At 69.9% G+C, this 16,980-nt stretch carries 17 protein-coding genes and 1 riboswitch; of the genes, 10 read left to right on the top strand and 7 right to left on the bottom strand.

Features of this window, described 5'->3' with window-relative positions; genetic code table 11:
• The first annotated feature begins 75 nt into the window (after window positions 1-75).
• From pdhA to ACFOYY_RS22500, 4 genes are all read left to right on the top strand, one after another.
• Entirely contained in the window at window positions 76-1,167 is a 1,092-nt protein-coding gene (pdhA, locus tag ACFOYY_RS22515; RefSeq protein WP_352015236.1) for a pyruvate dehydrogenase (acetyl-transferring) E1 component subunit alpha, read from the top strand.
• Complete coding sequence (locus ACFOYY_RS22510) at window positions 1,164-2,147, top strand: alpha-ketoacid dehydrogenase subunit beta (protein ID WP_352015235.1); 984 nt, start codon at window positions 1,164-1,166, stop codon at window positions 2,145-2,147. The genes pdhA and ACFOYY_RS22510 overlap by 4 nt, the downstream gene beginning before the upstream one ends.
• Window positions 2,148-2,159: 12 nt before the next feature.
• Window positions 2,160-3,536, top strand: a complete 1,377-nt coding sequence (locus ACFOYY_RS22505) for a dihydrolipoamide acetyltransferase family protein (RefSeq protein ID WP_386191675.1) — start codon at window positions 2,160-2,162, stop codon at window positions 3,534-3,536.
• Between the two features lie 464 nt (window positions 3,537-4,000).
• Entirely contained in the window at window positions 4,001-5,908 is a 1,908-nt protein-coding gene (locus ACFOYY_RS22500) for an ABC transporter ATP-binding protein (RefSeq protein ID WP_386191672.1), read from the top strand.
• 110 nt (window positions 5,909-6,018) lie between these two features.
• On the opposite strand, the gene ACFOYY_RS22495 is transcribed toward ACFOYY_RS22500, so the two are convergent.
• On the bottom strand, window positions 6,019-6,306 hold the full coding sequence (locus ACFOYY_RS22495; protein ID WP_352015232.1) for a hypothetical protein: 288 nt from the start codon (window positions 6,304-6,306) through the stop codon (window positions 6,019-6,021).
• Between the two features lie 267 nt (window positions 6,307-6,573).
• Between ACFOYY_RS22495 and ACFOYY_RS22490 the strand changes: the two genes are divergently transcribed.
• Window positions 6,574-6,867 (top strand): Dabb family protein, encoded by a 294-nt coding sequence (locus ACFOYY_RS22490; RefSeq protein ID WP_352015231.1) that lies wholly within the window; start codon window positions 6,574-6,576, stop codon window positions 6,865-6,867.
• Here the strand turns inward: ACFOYY_RS22490 and ACFOYY_RS22485 are convergent.
• The gene (locus ACFOYY_RS22485; protein WP_362778123.1) at window positions 6,857-8,083 is read right to left on the bottom strand and encodes an adenylosuccinate synthetase; all 1,227 of its coding nucleotides are present in this window, start codon (window positions 8,081-8,083) and stop codon (window positions 6,857-6,859) included. The two genes, ACFOYY_RS22490 and ACFOYY_RS22485, sit on opposite strands and share 11 nt — an antisense overlap.
• An 11-nt stretch (window positions 8,084-8,094) precedes the next feature.
• Window positions 8,095-9,042, bottom strand: coding sequence for a hypothetical protein (locus tag ACFOYY_RS22480; RefSeq protein WP_352015229.1), 948 nt, complete (start codon window positions 9,040-9,042; stop codon window positions 8,095-8,097).
• 301 nt (window positions 9,043-9,343) lie between these two features.
• On the opposite strand from ACFOYY_RS22480, the gene ACFOYY_RS22475 reads away from it, so the two are divergent.
• Complete coding sequence (locus ACFOYY_RS22475; protein WP_386191978.1) at window positions 9,344-10,540, top strand: RNA-guided endonuclease InsQ/TnpB family protein; 1,197 nt, start codon at window positions 9,344-9,346, stop codon at window positions 10,538-10,540.
• Between the two features lie 55 nt (window positions 10,541-10,595).
• Window positions 10,596-10,772 carry a hypothetical protein gene (locus ACFOYY_RS22470; protein ID WP_386191666.1) on the top strand — a complete coding sequence of 59 codons (177 nt, stop codon included), beginning with the start codon at window positions 10,596-10,598 and terminating at the stop codon, window positions 10,770-10,772.
• Between the two features lie 6 nt (window positions 10,773-10,778).
• On the opposite strand, the gene ACFOYY_RS22465 is transcribed toward ACFOYY_RS22470, so the two are convergent.
• The 3 genes from ACFOYY_RS22465 to ACFOYY_RS22455 all read right to left on the bottom strand — a co-directional run bounded on the left by ACFOYY_RS22465 (window position 10,779) and on the right by ACFOYY_RS22455 (window position 14,418).
• Window positions 10,779-11,741: a lipopolysaccharide kinase InaA family protein gene (locus ACFOYY_RS22465; protein WP_386191663.1), complete on the bottom strand. Its 963-nt coding sequence runs from the start codon at window positions 11,739-11,741 to the stop codon at window positions 10,779-10,781.
• On the bottom strand, window positions 11,738-12,478 hold the full coding sequence (locus ACFOYY_RS22460; RefSeq protein ID WP_352015225.1) for an NUDIX hydrolase: 741 nt from the start codon (window positions 12,476-12,478) through the stop codon (window positions 11,738-11,740). Before ACFOYY_RS22460 ends, ACFOYY_RS22465 begins: the two co-directional genes overlap by 4 nt.
• A 116-nt stretch (window positions 12,479-12,594) precedes the next feature.
• Window positions 12,595-14,418 (bottom strand): acyl-CoA dehydrogenase, encoded by a 1,824-nt coding sequence (locus ACFOYY_RS22455; protein WP_352015224.1) that lies wholly within the window; start codon window positions 14,416-14,418, stop codon window positions 12,595-12,597.
• 226 nt (window positions 14,419-14,644) lie between these two features.
• Between ACFOYY_RS22455 and ACFOYY_RS22450 the strand changes: the two genes are divergently transcribed.
• The 3 genes from ACFOYY_RS22450 (at window position 14,645) to ACFOYY_RS22440 (ending at window position 16,286) form a co-directional block, all read left to right on the top strand.
• Complete coding sequence (locus ACFOYY_RS22450; RefSeq protein WP_352015223.1) at window positions 14,645-15,460, top strand: class I SAM-dependent methyltransferase; 816 nt, start codon at window positions 14,645-14,647, stop codon at window positions 15,458-15,460.
• Window positions 15,457-15,523: riboswitch (guanidine-III (ykkC-III) riboswitch) on the top strand. Its footprint overlaps the gene before it by 4 nt.
• 11 nt (window positions 15,524-15,534) lie before the next feature.
• Window positions 15,535-15,858, top strand: coding sequence for a DMT family transporter (locus ACFOYY_RS22445; protein WP_352015222.1), 324 nt, complete (start codon window positions 15,535-15,537; stop codon window positions 15,856-15,858).
• Window positions 15,859-15,932: 74 nt separating this feature from the next.
• A complete protein-coding gene (locus ACFOYY_RS22440; RefSeq protein ID WP_352015221.1) occupies window positions 15,933-16,286 on the top strand; it encodes a VOC family protein in 354 nt (117 codons plus the stop codon).
• Window positions 16,287-16,355: 69 nt separating this feature from the next.
• Here the strand turns inward: ACFOYY_RS22440 and ACFOYY_RS22435 are convergent, their stop codons facing one another.
• Window positions 16,356-16,826: a hypothetical protein gene (locus ACFOYY_RS22435; RefSeq protein WP_352015220.1), complete on the bottom strand. Its 471-nt coding sequence runs from the start codon at window positions 16,824-16,826 to the stop codon at window positions 16,356-16,358.
• Between the last annotated feature and the right edge of the window lie 154 nt (window positions 16,827-16,980).

The following is a 16,980-nucleotide window of genomic DNA, read 5'->3' as shown; positions in this document are numbered from 1 at the left end:
TCGGATGCGCTGCTAACCGGCCGGACAGCGGTGGTGAACCCACCTCCCAAGGCCCTGAGCACACAGGAGTGGCACGTGACAGCCGAGGCCCCTCGTGGTGCGCAAGCACCTGCGGAGCTCGTCCAGTTGCTGACCCCGGAGGGGGAACGGGTCGAGCATCCCGACTACGACATCGACCTGACCCCGGAGGAGATCCGCGGTCTCTACCGGGACCTGGTCCTGGTGCGCCGCGTCGACCTGGAAGCGGTCGCCCTGCAGCGCCAGGGCGAACTCGGCCTGTGGGCCTCCCTGCTCGGCCAGGAGGCCGCGCAGATCGGCTCCGGACGGGCGCTCGCCGCGACGGACATGGTCTTCCCCACCTACCGTGAGCACGGCGTCGCCTGGTGCCGGGGGGTCGACCCGGTCAACCTCCTGGGCATGTTTCGCGGGGTCAACCACGGCGGCTGGGACCCGGCTGAGCACAACTTCCACCTCTACACGATCGTCATCGGCAGCCAGACCCTGCACGCCGTCGGCTACGCCATGGGTGTGCAGCGCGACGGCGCGGAGAACGCGACGCTGGTCTACTTCGGCGACGGCGCCACCTCCCAGGGCGACGTGAACGAGTCGTTCATCTGGGCGTCGGTCTTCAACGCCCCCGTGGTCTTCTTCTGCCAGAACAACCAGTGGGCCATCTCGGAGCCGCTGGAGAAGCAGACCCGCATCCCGCTGTACCGCAGGGCCAGCGGCTTCGGCTTCCCCGGTGTCCGGGTGGACGGCAACGACGTCTTCGCCTGCCTGGCGGTCACCCGCAAGGCCCTGGCCGACGTGCGTTCCGGCCAGGGACCCACCCTCATCGAGGCCTTCACCTACCGGATGGGCGCCCACACCACCTCCGACGACCCGACCCGCTACCGCGTGGCCAGCGAGCTTGAGGCGTGGAAGCTCAAGGACCCGATCGAGCGGGTCCGCGCCTACATGTTCAAGAACGAGATCGCCGACCAGGAATTCTTCGACGCGATCGACGCCGAGGCCGACGAGCTGGGCAAGGACGTCCGCAGGCGTTGTCTGGCCCTGCCGGACCCCGAGCCACTGGCGATCTTCGACCACGTGTACGCGGAGCCGCACCGGCTGATGGAGGAGGAGCGCGCGGAGTTCGCCGCCTACCTGGAGGGGTTCGAGGGATGACGAGTCTCACGCTGGCCAAGGCTCTCAACGAGGGCATGCGCAAGGCCATGGAGGACGACCCCAAGGTTCTGATCATGGGTGAGGACGTCGGCAAGCTCGGCGGTGTCTTCCGCGTCACGGACGGCCTGCAGAAGGACTTCGGCGAGCAGCGGGTCATCGACACCCCGCTGGCCGAGTCCGGCATCATCGGCACGGCGATCGGGCTCGCGCTCAGGGGCTACCGCCCGGTCTGCGAGATCCAGTTCGACGGTTTCGTCTTCCCGGCGGCCGACCAGATCATCACCCAGCTCGCCAAGATGCCGCTGCGCTCGCTGGGCAAGCTGAAGCTGCCCGTCGTGGTGCGCATCCCCTGCGGCGGCGGCATCGGCGCGGTCGAGCACCACAGCGAGTCGCCGGAGGCCTACTTCACCCACACCGGTGGCCTGCGGGTCGTGGCCTGCTCCAACCCCGTCGACGGCTACACCATGATCCAGCAGGCGATCAGGAGCGACGACCCGGTCGTCTTCTTCGAGCCCAAGCGGCGCTACTGGGAGAAGGCCGAGGTGGACACCGCCTCCTCCGCCGCCGACTGGACCCCCTTCGACCAGGCCAGGATCGTACGGCAGGGCGGCGACGTGACACTGCTGGCCTACGGCCCGATGGTGAAGACCTGCCTTGAGGTCGCGACGGCGGCCGAGGAGGACGGCAGGTCCGTCGAGGTGGTCGACCTGCGCTCGCTCAACCCGCTCGACGTGGACCGGGTCGTGGAGTCGGTGCGCCGTACCGGGCGGTGCGTCGTGGTCCACGAGGCGCCCGTCTACAACGGGTTCGGCGCCGAGATCGCCGCCAGGGTCACCGAGAGGTGCTTCTACAACCTGGAGGCCCCGGTGCTGCGCGTCGGCGGGCCCTCGACCCCCTACCCGCCCTCAAGGCTGGAGGACCACTACCTCCCGGATCTGGACCGGGTCCTCGAAGCCGTCGACCGCGTGTTCGCGTTCTAGAGGGGAGACGACGTGAAGGAGTTCAAGCTCCCCGACGTGGGGGAGGGCCTGCTTGAGGCCGAGATCGTCCGCTGGCACGTCAAGCCCGGCGACCCGGTCAAGGTCAACCAGATCATCGTGGAGATCGAGACGGCCAAGGCCATCGTCGAGCTGCCCTCGCCGTACGAGGGGGTGATCGCCGCGCTGCTGGCCGAGGAGGGGCAGACCGTCGACGTCGGCAAGCCGATCATCACCGTCGACGACGGCTCGGGTCCTCCGGAGACACCGGCCGGGACCCCCGCCGAGGACATGGTCCCCACGATCCCCAAGCCGGAGCGGCAGCCCGTGCTGGTCGGCTACGGCGTCAAGCCGGGTACGGCCAAGCGCAGGCCCCGCAAGTCCGCCGCTCCGGCGGCCACCGCCCCGGCTCCGGCTCCCGCTCCGGCGGCCGTCGAGGCTCCGGCTCCGGTGGCTCCGGTACGGCAGGCTGAGCCCGCTGCCGCGCCCGCTGGGCCTGCCACGCCCGCCGGGTCCGGTGCCGCGCGGGGCGCGGTGCTGGCCAAGCCCCCGGTGCGCAAGCTCGCCAAGGACCTCGGTGTCGACCTGGGCACGCTCACCGGGACGGGCCCGAACGGGAGCATCACCCGGGAGGACGTCCACGCCGCGGTCGCCGCGCCCGGGCGTGGCGCGACGGCCGTGGCGCAGGGACCCGACGAGGAGCGCATCCCCATCAGGGGAGTGCGCAGGGCGACCGCGCAGGCCATGGTGTCCTCGGCGTTCACCGCGCCGCACGTCACCGAGTTCCTCCAGGTGGACGTGACCGGGACGATGGAGGCCGTCAGGCGGCTGCGGCTGCTCGACGACTTCGCCGAGGTCAAGGTCTCGCCGCTGCTGCTGGTGGCCAAGGCGATGCTGGTCGCGGCCCGTCGCTATCCGATGGTCAACTCCTCCTGGGACGAGGCGAACCAGGAGATCGTGGTCAAGCACCGGGTGAACCTGGGCATCGCCGCGGCGACCCCGCGCGGCCTGATCGTGCCCAACGTCAAGGACGCCCACGCGCTGTCGCTGCCCGACCTCGCCCGCGCCCTGGGGGCGCTGGTCGAGACCGCGCGGGCGGGCCGTACCCAGCCCGCCGACATGTCGGGCGGCACGATCACGATCACGAACGTGGGCGTGTTCGGGGTGGACGCCGGGACCCCGATCCTCAACCCGGGCGAGTCGGCGATCCTGGCCTTCGGGCAGATCAGGGACCTGCCCTGGGTGGTCGACGGGCAGATCGTGCCCAGGAAGGTGTGCACGCTCGCGCTGTCGTTCGACCACCGGATCGTGGACGGCGAACTGGGCTCGCTCTTCCTGCGCGACGTGGGCGCCATGCTGGAGGACCCGCTGCGCATGCTCGCCTGGGGCTGAGCCCCCGCACCGGCCCGACGGGCCCGTCCCCTCACGGGGGCGGGCCCGTCCCCTTTTACCCGGCGTTTGCGGGGCCGCCGTTTCCGTGGCCTTTCCCGGGGCGTTTCGATTGACGCGTGAAGCCCGTGGACCGATCTGCGGCGACCGGGCTCCCGTGCGGGTCGATGACCTTTCTGTGAATCCGGTGTTCCGCTTCTCCCTGATTTCGGGGAAGGGGCTTTGCCGTACGGCGTGCTCCGTGGGGCCGTTTTGACCTGTGGTGATGTTCCCCTTGGGGTGGCCGGTGGCGCGTCCGAGGATGTCATGACATATCCGGTTAAAACGTTATCCATTCATCGGGGGTTTAGTGGTTAATGCATATATCGGTGCTAGTGTCGTGATTTGGAGATTCGCGAAAGGTTCCACCAGAAGGGAAAGCCAATGAGACTCGAAAAGCTCTTCCCGGCCGGCGGTGCCCCGCTCGCGTGGGGCGGCTGCCGACGCCGTCGCTGCGGATGCGGTGGCCGGGGCTGGCGCCGTGGTGGCTGGGGCTGGGGCGGCTGGTGGTGGTAGTTCCCTCAGCGACGAACCGGCGGGTAACCCGCCGGTTCTCCTTTTCCACCCCCGTACGTCCTCCGGACGACCCCCCACCGGCCCCTTTCGTCTCCATCAGGGAGGCCTTCGGGCGGTTCTGGCCGCACACCCGGGGGGTCCGCAGGCTGTTCGTGGCCGGGGTGCTGCTGGCGATCGTGGCGGCCCTCTGTGAGATCGGGGCGATCCGGCTCTTCGGCCGCATCACCGACGAGGTCCTCGCGGGACAGAACCTGGACGCCTTCTGGGAGCCCGCCTTCGTCTGGCTCGGCCTGATGGTCGTCGCCGGGCTGGCCTCCTTCCTCGGTTCCTACGCCACCGCCGTCGGCGGCGAGCGCTTCCTGCTGCGCCTGCGGGACCGGGTGTTCGCGCACATGCAGACCCTGACCCCCGACTTCTTCGACCGGCGCAGGCTCGGCGACCTGATGGCCAGGCTCACCGACGACGTCGAGGCCATCGAGGAACTGGTCGGCTCCGGTGTGGTCAGGATTCTCACGACGACCGTCAGCGTGTTCTTCTTCGCCGGGGCCGCCCTGCTGACCCGCTGGGACCTGGCGCTGGTGACGTTCGCGATGGTTCCGGCGTTCCTGGTCGTCTCCAAGCTTTTCGCCTCGCGCCTCAGGACGGCCGCCGCGCGTGAGCGGCTCAGTAACGGCGTCATGAACGGCGTCATCGAGGAGGGCCTGGCCAACCAGGCGCTGGTGCAGGCCTTCAACCGGCAGGGCACCGAGGCGCGGCGGCTGCACACCCAGGGGCGCGCCTGGATGAGGGCCAACGTGACCCAGGCCAGGCTCTCCGCGCTGTACGGGCCGGTCGTCCAGATCATCGAGACCGTCTGCCTGCTCGTCGTCATCGGGGTCGGCGCGTGGGAGATCACGGCGGGCCGCCTCACGATCGGCGGGCTGCTCGCCTTCGCGGCCTACCTCGCCTACCTCTACCCGGCGGTCCAGGGGCTCGGGCAACTCGCGCTGACCGTCTCCCAGGCCGCGGCGGGCTCCGACCGGGTGATCGAGATCCTGCGGATCCGGCCCCGGGTCACCGATTCCGCCGGGGCCGTACCGCCCGCCGCGCCGCCACGGGGACGGATCGACTTCGCCGACGTCGGCTTCACCTATCCGGGCAGGTCGACTCCCACGCTGCGGCACCTGACCTTCCACGCGAAACCGGGCGAACTGGTCGTGTGCGTCGGCCCGAGCGGCGCGGGCAAGTCGACCGTGGCCAAACTCCTGCTGCGCTTCCACGACCCGGCCGAGGGGCGTGTCCTGCTCGACGGCGTGGACATCAGGGACATTCCTCGTACGGCGCTGCGTGAGGCCGTGACCGTTCTGCAGCAGGAGAACCTGCTCTTCTCCGGCACCGTACGCGACAACATCGCCTACGGCCGTCCCGGCTGCGGGATGGACGAGATCGTCAGGGCCGCCGTCATGGCCGGGGCACACGAGTTCGTCGAGCGGCTCCCGGCGAGGTACGACACCCAGGTCGGGCAGCGAGGCAGGCTGCTGTCCGGTGGTCAGCGCCAGCGCCTGGCCATCGCCAGGGCGATCCTGCGTGACGCCCCGGTGCTCGTCCTCGACGAGCCGATGACCGGCCTGGACCCGGAGACCGCCGCCCGGGTCATGGAGCCGCTCGGCCGTCTCATGGCGGGCCGTACGACCATCCTGCTCACCCATGACCTGCGGTTCGTCCCCGGGACGGCCCGCACGGTCGTGCTCGGTGCCGCTCCGGGGCGGACGCGGACCAGGTTCGGTCGTACGGCATGGCGAACCCGCCCCCGGATGGGGACGGGTCCACTCAGGGGCTGACCGGTCCTCTCATTCCCGAATTCCGGCGAGGCCGAGGGAAGTCACCGATTCACGCGAGGCGTTTCCCGATGGGTTTCCCTAAGCCGGAACGGGACGAAACGTGACCGCCGTCACCATCCCCAGTCGTCGTCCCATCCCCAGTTGCTCCACCGCCAGCCGCCGCGCCAGCCGCAGCCGCCGCGCCAGCCACAGCGACTCCGCCACCCGCAGCCGCACCGGCAGCAGCGCCGCCGGCAGCAGCCCGCGGTGAGGAATCCGGCCGAGACGGACGTCTGGACGGCCGGGACCGCCGCTGTGGGCGTGGTAGTGGCCTCCGCCGGGCCGGCGATGAGGACTCCGGCGAGGAGCCCCGCGCCCATGGTGCTCGCGAAGAGCGAGGCAGCAGTCTTCGATCCCATGCGATCCTCCGGTTTCACGGGAAGACGATTTCGCCTTCCTGGGCTCGAACACCCCAAACATCGCAGGAGACGCACCTACCACGACACCGCAAAGCACTTATAGTTTGGCAAAGGCGCACAGATCTGTATAAATAATAAATAAATGGCATATATCGGAGCATTTCGGGCGAGGGAGAGCCGCCGCGCCGAATACCGCGGGACGCCCCGCGCTCGTCCCGCGTAAAGGGCGGCCGTACGCTTACTGGGCATCCGACCGAAGGGGAGATCATGTTCCGTCATGTCGTGCTGTTCACCTGGGCCGAGGGGACGACCGAGGAGCAGAAGGCGACGGTCAAGACCGAGCTTCGCAGGCTGACGGAGATCATCCCGGAGATCCGCGCCTACACGCTGGGGGCCGACGCGGGTGTGAACCCCGGCAACCACGAGTTCGCCATCGTCGCGGACTTCGACAACGCCGACGACTTCCTGGTCTACCGGGACCACCCGGAGCACCAGGCAGTGATCGCCAAGCACATCAAGCCCATCGTGGCCTCCCGCGCCGCCGTACAGTTCACGATCTGACCCACGCGCGTTTGTCGGCCGAGGTCGGGCCCCAGGAGCCGAGCCACACCGGCACTCCGAGGGCCTCCTCGACCGCCCCCGGCCAGTCGTCGACACCGTCCACGTAGTGGGGACGGGCCCGCAGCAGCCGTTCCGTCAGCCTCGCCTGCCCGTCGAGGTCGCCCGCCGTACCCACGGGTGGCTCGCCGATGTCGTAGGAGACGCACATCCGCGAGACCGGCACGTCCAGGTGGGTGAGCGCGAGCGCGTCCGCCCCGCCGGTGACCGCCAGCGCGTAGCGGTGCGCGACCGCGTCGAAGTGCCCGACCCTGAACGGCCCCTGCCACGGCCCCGTCCCGTTGTGCCGCTCGGGCACCCGCAGCGTCCGGTCCTCGGTGACCAGGGGCCCGGGACCGTGCCTGGGCGTGTGGGAACGCAGCACCCCGAGCCGTACGGCACCCGCCCCGCCGAGCAGTTCGAGGGCGTTCGCAAAGGTCGTCGTGCTCCAGGTCGTGTACGGGTGGAAGCCGTGCCACTCGTCGAGCAGCACGCCCTGGGCCCCCTCGAAGACGACCGGCCCCTCGCGCAGCAGGGCCGCGAGCCGCGCGGGGCCGGTGAGGGTCACCCGCTCGGCGAACGCCCGGTAGGCCGCGACGCAGTCCTCGACCGGGGGAAGCTCCGTCGCCACCGGCCCGGCCACCCACCAGGTCTCCTCGACCTCCCGGCGCAGCGCGCGCAGCTTGCGGGCCAGCCGTACCGGCGCGGCGCAGTCACCCACGGTCGGCGCGAGGCCCGGATGCGCCAGGGCGTAGGAGACGGTCTCCCCGACGCCCATCCCGCACGACCCGTGCCGGTCCTCGCCGCGCGCCAGCTCCCTGGCCCGCCCGGCCGCCACGTGGTACGGCGTCGCGAGCAGGGCGTCCCGGTCCACGGTGAGCAGCCCGAACGGGTCGGGCACCCCGAGGCGGGCCAGGTTCGCCGCCTCGGAGGCCAGGGCGAGCGGGTCCACGATCGTGAAGCGTGAAAGGTGGGTCGGCACGCCCCGGAACGTCCCCGCCCCGAACTGGGCGAAGGTGTGGTGCCGCCCGTCGGGCAGGACGACGTTGTGCGCCGCCTGCCCGCCACCGTTGAAGCGGACGACCGCCCGCACCGGCTCCTGTGAGCAGAGCCAGTCCACGACGGTCCCCTTGCCCGCGTCGCCGTACCCGAGGTCGGCGACGATCACGTGTTCGCGCACGCCCGTACCCCTCACAGCCGGATCACGCCGCTGGCGCCCGGCTCCTCGGGCACCGCGAGCGTCCGCCGGTCGAGACGGGCCAGCGCCCTGCCCACGGCCTGGCCGGCCTCCGAGCCCATCTCGTCGAGGTCGTCCAGCCCCTCGTCCAGGTCGATGGCGTCCTCGCCGAGGCCGACGGTGAGCGCGATGGTCTCGCAGACCGCGTCCAGGTCGTCCAGTTCGAGGACGTTCTGACCGAGCAGGTCGCGCCAGGCGGCCAGCACCTGGCCGTCCCCGGCGTAGCTCGCCCCGGCGGGCAGGATGTAGTAGACGTGGTAGGCCCTGGTCAGCTCGGCGACGATGTCCTTCGTCGTGATGTCCCGCAGCGGGGAGTCGCCGATCACCTGGCGGACCTGACGGCGGCTGACCTTCGGGTAGGGCAGTTCGTCGCCGATGATGAACAGGTAGCCCTTGCGCCCGCGCCTCTCGAAGCAGTCGATCGAGGTGTGCCTGGCCATGAAGTACATCGCCAGCTCGTAGGACTCGGTCTTCTGGCCGCCGCCCCCGCCTTCGAGCAGGATCTTGCCGAGGTCCTCGTCCATCCGGTTGTCGGACTCGAACTGGCCGATCTGGAGGGGGGCGCGGTCGCAGGTCGCGTCGCCGATCGCGCCGAAGAGGATCTGCGGGTCGGTGGCGTAGCCCTTGCGCATCAGCAGGCCCAGCAGGTCGGGCAGCTTGGTCTGGAGCGTACGGGGGACCCCGCCCATCGAGCCGGTCACGTCGAACAGGACGGCGATGGCGAGGCTGTCGGGGTGCTCGTCGGAGTCACGGCTCTCACGGGCGGCGACGCCGTACGGGTCGAGGTCCTCGTGCGTGGCGCGCGCGCCGCTGTCGCTGTAGGCGAAGGCGCTGGTGCCCTTGGCGGCGCGGTAGCTCGCGGCGGCGGAGTAGACGTCGGTCGACCAGATTCCGCTTCCCATGTGGGTCCCCTTGGTTGTTCTCAGGTTGAGTTAATCTCATTATGAGAATAACGATGGGCCGCGTCAACCCGCCGCAGTGTTTGTCTGTAGCGCCTCGGCCCTCACGTCAAGAGGGGTCAGGCCTTCCCGCAAGTGGAGGATCTTGTTATCGGAAGAGGGTGGGGGCGCCGTACGGCGTGCGTTCCATTCGGCGACGGTGATGTTGCCCAGGACGGAGGCGGTGTTGTCCGGTCGCCATGTCTTTTCTCCATTTCTCGAATATCTATGCGAGTGATCAAGGATGGATGGCACGCTTGTTCGTGTGCGGCTCCGTTACAACGTTCGCCTCTACCCCACCCCTGGCCAGTGCCGTGCGCTGGCTCGGGCGTTCGGATGCGCGCGGACAGTGTTCAACGATGGACTGTGTACGCGACGGCAAGCCCACGAGCAGGGCTTGCCGTACGTCTCCGACACCGAGCTGTCCAAGCGGGTCATCACGCAGGCCAAGAGAACTCCGGAGCGCGCATGGCTGGGCGAGGTGTCGGCAGTGGTGTTGCAGCAGGCGTTGGCGGATTTGAACACCGCCTTTCGCGTCTTTTTCGCCTCCCTGACGGGCGCACGCAAGGGGCCGAAGGCGGCTCGGCCCCGGTTCCGGTCACGTAAGGACAGTCGGCAGTCGATTCGTTTCACCCGTAACGCTCGCTTCGCCATCACTGCTGGTGGGAGGCTGCGTTTGCCGAAGATCGGGGATGTGGCGGTTCGATGGTCGCGGGACCTGCCCGCCGAACCATCCAGCGTCACGGTCATCAAGGACGCCGCTGATCGGTATTTCGCCTCGTTCGTCGTTGAGGTGGCCGATGAACCGCTCCCGGAAACGGAGTCGGAGGTCGGGATAGATCTGGGTCTGTCACATTTCGCGGTGTTGTCGGACGGTCGGAAGGTCGCCAATCCCCGGTTCCTGCGCCGGGCCGAGCGGCGGCTACGTAAGGCGCAGCAGGCCCTGTCCCGCAAGGAAAAAGGGTCTAACAACCGCAGCAAGGCCCGGATGAAGGTCGCCCGTGCTCACGCCCGGGTGGCCGACGCTCGCCGGGACTTCACGCACAAGCTCTCCACCGTGATCGTCCGTGAGAATCAAGCGGTGTACGTGGAGGATCTGTCTGTGAAGGGGCTGGGCCGTACCCGGCTGGCGAAGTCGGTGTATGACGCGGGTTGGGGGAGGTTCACGGCGATGCTGGAGTACAAGGCGGCCCGCTACGGCCGCACTTTCGCCAGGATCGATCGGTGGTTTCCCTCCTCCAAACGATGCTCGGAGTGCGGGGCCGTCGCCGAGTCGATGCCGTTGAACGTCCGGGAGTGGCAGTGCCCATGCGGCGTGGTCCATGACCGGGATGTCAACGCCGCGATCAACATTCTCGCCGCCGGACGGGCGGAGAGGCTAAACGCCTGTGGAGCGCGGGTAAGACCAGGTTCCGGTCTGGCACGGCGCGAGGAAGCAGGAAGCCGCAGAGGTGCCGCATGAACATGCGGTACGGACTGAATCTTTGGCTTCAAGCCGAGGAGTACGTCAACGGGCCATGCTCGATCGGCAGGGCAAGTCGGGCGTCCACGAGACGGTCCTGGCGGGCGACGAGGAGAGCGTGGCGCGGGCCGTACGGCGATACGCCGACGCCGGGACGACGGAGCTACTGGTGAACCCGCTCGGCGACGAGCGCGAACGGGCCAGGACCGTCGAACTGTTCGCCTCGGTCTGAGGGATCTCAGAGGTTCAGCGGACGGTAGGTCCTGGGACCGTAGAGATCGTCGAGCAACTCGTCGAGCTCACCCAGCAGCCGCCAGGCGTCCCGGGGCGGCGCGACCAGGCTGCCCCGCACGAAACGGCCGATCGCACCGGGCACCCGGTCCCCCATGAGGGCGGCGACGCAGCGGGTGGCGAGCCTGATGTCCAGGGTCTCGGTCGCGGGCGCCCCGGTGAGGACCTCCGGCGGGTAGGCGTCACGGTGCCTGGCGACCAGGACCGTCAACGGGCTGCCGAGCGGGACCGACTGGCTCCAGTCGACGAGCACCAGACCGTGGTCGATCGGGTGGACCAGGACGTGGTGGCCGAACACCGCGCCGTGCACCACCCCGGCGCGGTGCGCCGCCCCGATCGCGACCAGCAGCCGCCGCCAGATCCACGCCGCGTCCCTCGGGTCGAGTACCGGCCGCCGCCGCGCGATCTCCGCCAGGCTCACGAACCCGTCGGGGACCCGGCTGATCACGTTCGCCCGCCGCCGCGCGTCGCCGGAGCCGTGCCGGAGGGAGTCGACCAGCCGGGGCACGTACGGCAGCAGCGTCGGATCGCCCTCCCGTTCGATCGTCCTGAGCGCCTGCGCCTCGCGCCGCATGAGGTCGTTGTCCGCGGGACCGCGCGGGATCTTGAGCAGGGCGCCGGGGGCGCAGTCGTACAGCAGGGCGGTCGCGCCCTCGTGGAGCAGCCGCCCGACGTGGTGGGTTCCGACCACCGTTCCGGCCAGGTCGTCCGTGGGGGTGTGTCCGGTGTGCTCGGCCCACAGGCTCGCCAGCCTGGCGAACGCCCCGGCGGCCTCGGCACCCGGCGTCAGGTCGGGGTGCAGCAGCCGGGCCAGTCTCCGGTACGTCCGCCGTGGTGTCGGCCCGCCGAACAGGTCCCCGGGGACGCGGGCGGCGGAGACCAGCGCGATCGCCTCGGCCGGGGTGGTCATCGGGTGCCCTCCTGCTCGGCGGGCCGCAGCAGGGCGGGGTGCAGCAGGCGGGCGTCCCCGGCGCGGTAGAGCTTGGCGCGTGGCCCGCCCCGGGAGCCGCCGCTCACCGTGCTGTGCCCGGTGGCCTCGACGAAACCGGGTACGGAGAGGACCTTGCGGTGGAAGTTGCCCGCGTGCAGCGGGACGCCCCACACCGTCTCGTAGACGCCGCGCAGCTCGGAGATCGTGAACGTCTCCCCGGTGAACGTCGTGGCCAGCGGCGTGTACTCCAGCTTGGCCCGCGCCCGTTCGAGGCCGTCGGCGAGGACGCGCGCGTGGTCGAAGGCCAGCTCCGGCGGGCGCGAGACCGGGTGCCAGGCGGCGGAGGCCGCGTCGGAGCCCGCCCTGGGGTCGGGCAGATCGGGGGCGAAGGCGAGGTAGGAGATCGAGACGACCCGCATCCTCGGGTCCCGGTCCGGGCTTCCGTAGCTGGCCAGCTGTTCGATGTGGACGCGGGGGGCGAGCCCGGTCTCCTCGGCCAGTTCCCGCCTGGCCGCCTCGGGCAGGTCCTCGCCCGGCCTGATGAACCCTCCCGGCAGTGCCCAGCGTCCCTGCTGGGGAGGGCGGCCCCGCTCGACCAGCAGCACGTGCAGCACACCCGCGCGGATGGTCAGCGCGACCACGTCCACCGTCACGGCGACCGGGGGATAGTCCCTGGGGTCGTACTCCGCCAGGAACGCCGATTCCTTCTCGTCCACGACACACCCTTCCCGGGTCAAGATAATCTCATAATGAGAATAACTCGGTTCCGGGGTGATCGCACACACGGAAGAGGGCCGTCCCGGAAACGGGACGACCCTCCACGGCCGGGTGGTCAGAACGCCTCTTCGGACAGCTCCATCAGGCTCTGGTCGGTTTCGGTCAGCACGCGGCGCTCGGCGGCCAGCCGGGGCAGGACGGTCTTGGCGAAGAACGACGCCGCGGCCACCTTGCCCTCGTAGAACGCCTGGTCCCTGCCGGGGGAGCCGAGCGCGGCCAGCGCCACCTCGGCCTGGCGCAGCAGCAGCCAGCCGATCACCAGGTCACCCAGGGAGAGCAGGAACCGGGTGCTGTTGAGACCGACCTTGTAGACCTCCTCGGGGGTCTCCAGCGAGGTGATCGCCCAGCCGGCCATCGTGTCGGCCATGGCCTTGACCTCGTCGGCGGCCTCGTCGAGCAGCCCGCGCTCCTCCTTGAGGCGGCCGTTGCCCGCCTGGGAGGCGGCGAAGGCCTTGATGTCACCGTACAGCGCGCCGAGCGCGGCCCCCTGGTTGCGCAGGACCTTGCGGAAGAACAGGTCCATGCCCTGGATCGCGGTCGTGCCCTCGTAGAGGGAGTCGATCTTGGCGTCCCTGATGTACTGCTCGAACGGGTAGTCCTGCAGGTAGCCGGAGCCGCCCAGGGTCTGCAGCGAGCGGGAGAGCAGCTCGTAGGACCGCTCGGACCCGACCCCCTTGACCAGCGGCAGCAGCAGGTCGTTCATCGCCTCGGCGTGCCGGTCCTCACGGCCCTCGAAGCGGGCGGCCTGCACCGCGTCCTGGTAGGTGGCCGTCAGCATCACCAGCGCCCGCATGCCCTCGGCGTACGACTTCTGGAGCATGAGCTCGCGGCGCACGTCGGGGTGGTGGACGATGGTCACGCGCGGGGCGGCCTTGTCGGTCATCTGGGTGAGGTCGGCGCCCTGCACCCTGGCCCTGGCGTATTCGAGGGCGTTCAGGTAACCGGTCGACAGGGTGGCGATGGCCTTGGTCCCCACCATCATCCGGGCGTGCTCGATGATCATGAACATCTGCTTGATGCCCTCGTGCACGTCGCCGATCAGCGTCCCGACAGCCGGGTGCCGCTCGCCGAAGGTGAGCTCGCAGGTCGTGGAGACCTTCAGGCCCATCTTCTTCTCGACGTTGGTGACGTAGACGCCGTTGCGCTCGCCCAGCTCCCCGGTCTCCAGGTCCACGTGGTACTTCGGGACCAGGAACATCGACAGGCCCTTGGTGCCGACGCCGTGCCCCTCGGGGCGGGCAAGCACGAGGTGGAAGATGTTGTCGGCCAGGTCGTGCTCGGCGCTGGTGATGAAGCGCTTGACGCCCTCGATGTGCCAGGTGCCATCGGGCTGCCTGATCGCCTTCGTACGGCCCGCGCCCACGTCGGAGCCCGCGTCGGGCTCGGTGAGGACCATGGTCGCGCCCCAGGTCCGCTCGATGGCCAGTTCGGCGAAGCGCTTCTGGTCCTCGGTGCCGATGAGGTGCATCACGTAGGCGAAGGCGGGTCCGCTGGCGTACATCCAGACGGCCGGGTTCGCGCCGAGGATCATCTCGGCGAGCGCCCAGTTGACGCTGGGCGGCAGGCCGGGACCACCCAGTTCGGCGGGCAGGCCGATGTTGGTCCAGCCGCCCTCGCGGTAGGCGGCGAAGGACCGCTTGAAGCCCTCCGGCATCGTCACCGCGCCGGTCTCCGGGTCCAGAACGGGCGGCGTGCGGTCGCCCTCCTCGAAGGAGTCGGCCAGAACCCCCGTCGCCAGGCGGTTGACCTCGTCGAGGACGCTGCGCACGACGTCCTCGTCCATGTCCGCGTAGAGGCCGGTACCCAGGATGTCCCCGCGGCCGAACACCTCGAAGAGATTGAACTCCAGATCACGGAGGTTGCTCTTGTAGTGGCCCATGGGATCTGCTCCTTGAAACCGGGGGACCGGGCTTTTTCTCTACTCATCAGTAACCTTACCCCTGATGCTACCCGCCAGTAACCCCCCAAAAACTGTGCCGGTAAGGGCGTTTGTCACATTCCTCGGGGAAAGGGAGCTGTACCGGCCCGCTCGGACGAGGCCGCGCCCCCGGGCCGACACGCGGCCTTGACAGGGACGGTCGTCACCCCCGGGTTAGGCTCCTGCCATGGACGAGCGGTGGCGTGCGGACCTCGCGCTGTGGGCGATCCCCGACGAGATCGCGGCGAAGGCGCGGACCGACCCCTGGGGGCACTCGCCCGCGCGGTTCGCCGAGCGGACGGAGCGGGCGCTCGCCGAACCGCAGGGACCGACCCTGGACCGGGTCGCCGAGGCGCTGCCGCCCGGGGGCGTCCTGCTCGACGTCGGCGCGGGCACCGGGGCGGCCGGTCTCCCGCTGGCCGGGCGGATGGGAGAGCTGGTCGCGGTAGACACCTCGCCCGGCATGCTCGCCGAACTGGAGTCACGGGCCGCCGCGCTCGGAGTGCCGCTCAGGATCGTCACCGGCCGCTGGCCCGACGTCGCGCCGGTGACCCCGGTCGCCGACGTGGCGGTCTGCGCCCACGTCGTCTACAACGTGCCCGACCTGGCCGCCTTCCTCACCGAACTGTCCGGTCACGCCCGCCTCAGGGTCGTCGTCGAACTCACCGAACGCCACCCGATGACCTGGCTCAACCCCCTGTGGGCCCACTTCCACGGGATCGTCCGCCCGGACCGGCCCACGGTCCACGACGTGATCGCGGTCGCCGAGGCGCTCGGTCACCGGGTGCGGCACGAGGCGCGCCTGGCCCCGCTGTCCCGCTTCGCGACACCGGAGGGCCTGGCGGAGAGCGCCTGCAGAAGACTCTGCCTCGACCCGGGGCGGGCGGACGAGGTCGTCGCGGCGGCGATCCGGCTCGACATGTGGCCGCTTCCCCGCGAGCGGTGGTTCACCCTGTGGTGGGACACGGGAATCGGGCCGACATCGGAGGCGTTGCCCGGATAGAGCTCTCAGTCGAGACGCTCCCGGACGAGACGCGCCGTACCCGGTCCGAAAAGACGACGCTTCAGGGAGTCGTCATGGCTTGGATCCTCATTGTCGTCGCCGGTCTGTTCGAGATCGCGATGGCCTACTCGCTCAAGCTGAGCAACGGGTTCTCCTCGCTGCTGCCGAGCGTCGGAGTCGTCGTCTTCGGGGTGCTCAGCTTCGGTCTGCTCTCACTGGCCCTCAAGAACCTGGAGGTCGGTACGGCCTACGCCGTCTGGACCGGCATCGGCGCCGTGGGCACCGCCGCCCTGGGCATCGTCCTCCTGGGCGAGGACGCCTCGGCCCTGAAGATCATCTCCATCGTCCTCATCCTCGCGGGCGTCATCGGGCTCAACCTCGCGGGGGGCGGCCACTGACCGCCCCTAGGGAAACCGGTTTGACGCGATAGATGGTGTCGCGATTGGCTGAGGGCATGATTAACGTGCACTATGTGACATTCGACTGTGCCCGGCCGCACGAGCTGGCGGCCTTCTGGAGCCAGGCGACCGGCTGGGAGATCCACCCGGAGACGGAACCCGACGGCGACGAGGTCCTCGTCTGCGGGGAGCCGAACCTGCTGTTCATCAGGGTTCCCGAGGGGAAGTCGGTCAAGAACCGTGTCCACCTCGACGTCACGGGCTCCGACGGCACCACCCGCGACCAGGAGGTCGAGAGGCTGGCCGGGCTCGGCGCCACGGTCCACGACGACCGGCGCAACCCCGACGGCACCGGCTGGGTGACCATGCTGGACCCCGAGGGCAACGAGTTCTGCGTCTGCCGCGCCGACTACGAGAAGCAGTCGTGAGATCCCTGTGACGAGCGGGGCCTCCCGGGGCCTTCCACCGGTCCCGGGACGTTCCGCCGAGCCGTCCGGTCAGTGCCCGTGGGGCAGCGAGGGGCGTTCGCCGCGTCCCCTGAGCGTCAGGGCCAGGAACGCGGTGATCAGATACACCACGACGCCGCCCTGCAGCGCGTCGAACGCGGCGCCGAACACGCCCTGGTCGTCCACGATGAGCTGCACCGGATACATGAGCGCCGCCGCGCCGAGCGCGGGGTAGAGCGAGAACCGCCACGGCCTGCGCAGCGCCCACAGCCTGGCCTGCCGCGTCACCCGGTCACCCGAGCCCGGCCTGCCGACCGATCCGATCGCCGCGACCAGGGTGAACAGCGTGATCCCCAGGCAGAGTGCCCAGGTGAGGTCCGCGGCCCCCGGCAGGATCACCCCCAGGCCGAAGCTGACGGCCGCCGTCGCGCCTCCGGTCACCGCCGCCGCCCTCCAGGGGGCTCCCCGCAGGGCCGCGCCGGCGAGGGACATCTCGTCACGTCGAGTGAGTTCGTCGTTCATGTTCCCAAGACTGCCCCGCCGGCCCCCTTCTTCGCATCGGGGAGCAACCCTGATCCGTCCCCTACCCGCCGGGCGGGGCGTCGCGGCGAATGTTGAACGTTTGTTGACTGCCCCTAAGTCCCGATTTAGGATTCAATTAGGAAACTTTCCTAAA

The organism is Streptosporangium jomthongense (assembly GCF_042650425.1).
Classification (GTDB): domain Bacteria; phylum Actinomycetota; class Actinomycetes; order Streptosporangiales; family Streptosporangiaceae; genus Streptosporangium.
This window is presented reverse-complemented; position numbering and strand designations above follow the sequence as displayed.

Excerpts from the sequence above, each read along its gene's own strand:
- ACFOYY_RS22510 (WP_352015235.1), top strand. The coding sequence starts at position 1,164 with ATGACGAGTCTCACGCTGGCCAAGGCTCTCAACGAGGGCATGCGCAAG.
- ACFOYY_RS22495 (WP_352015232.1), bottom strand. The coding sequence starts at position 6,306 with ATGGGATCGAAGACTGCTGCCTCGCTCTTCGCGAGCACCATGGGCGCG.
- ACFOYY_RS22490 (WP_352015231.1), top strand. The coding sequence starts at position 6,574 with ATGTTCCGTCATGTCGTGCTGTTCACCTGGGCCGAGGGGACGACCGAG.
- ACFOYY_RS22480 (WP_352015229.1), bottom strand. The coding sequence starts at position 9,042 with ATGGGAAGCGGAATCTGGTCGACCGACGTCTACTCCGCCGCCGCGAGC.
- ACFOYY_RS22470 (WP_386191666.1), top strand. The coding sequence starts at position 10,596 with ATGCTCGATCGGCAGGGCAAGTCGGGCGTCCACGAGACGGTCCTGGCG.
- ACFOYY_RS22465 (WP_386191663.1), bottom strand. The coding sequence starts at position 11,741 with ATGACCACCCCGGCCGAGGCGATCGCGCTGGTCTCCGCCGCCCGCGTC.
- ACFOYY_RS22455 (WP_352015224.1), bottom strand. The coding sequence starts at position 14,418 with ATGGGCCACTACAAGAGCAACCTCCGTGATCTGGAGTTCAATCTCTTC.
- ACFOYY_RS22450 (WP_352015223.1), top strand. The coding sequence starts at position 14,645 with ATGGACGAGCGGTGGCGTGCGGACCTCGCGCTGTGGGCGATCCCCGAC.
- ACFOYY_RS22445 (WP_352015222.1), top strand. The coding sequence starts at position 15,535 with ATGGCTTGGATCCTCATTGTCGTCGCCGGTCTGTTCGAGATCGCGATG.
- ACFOYY_RS22435 (WP_352015220.1), bottom strand. The coding sequence starts at position 16,826 with ATGAACGACGAACTCACTCGACGTGACGAGATGTCCCTCGCCGGCGCG.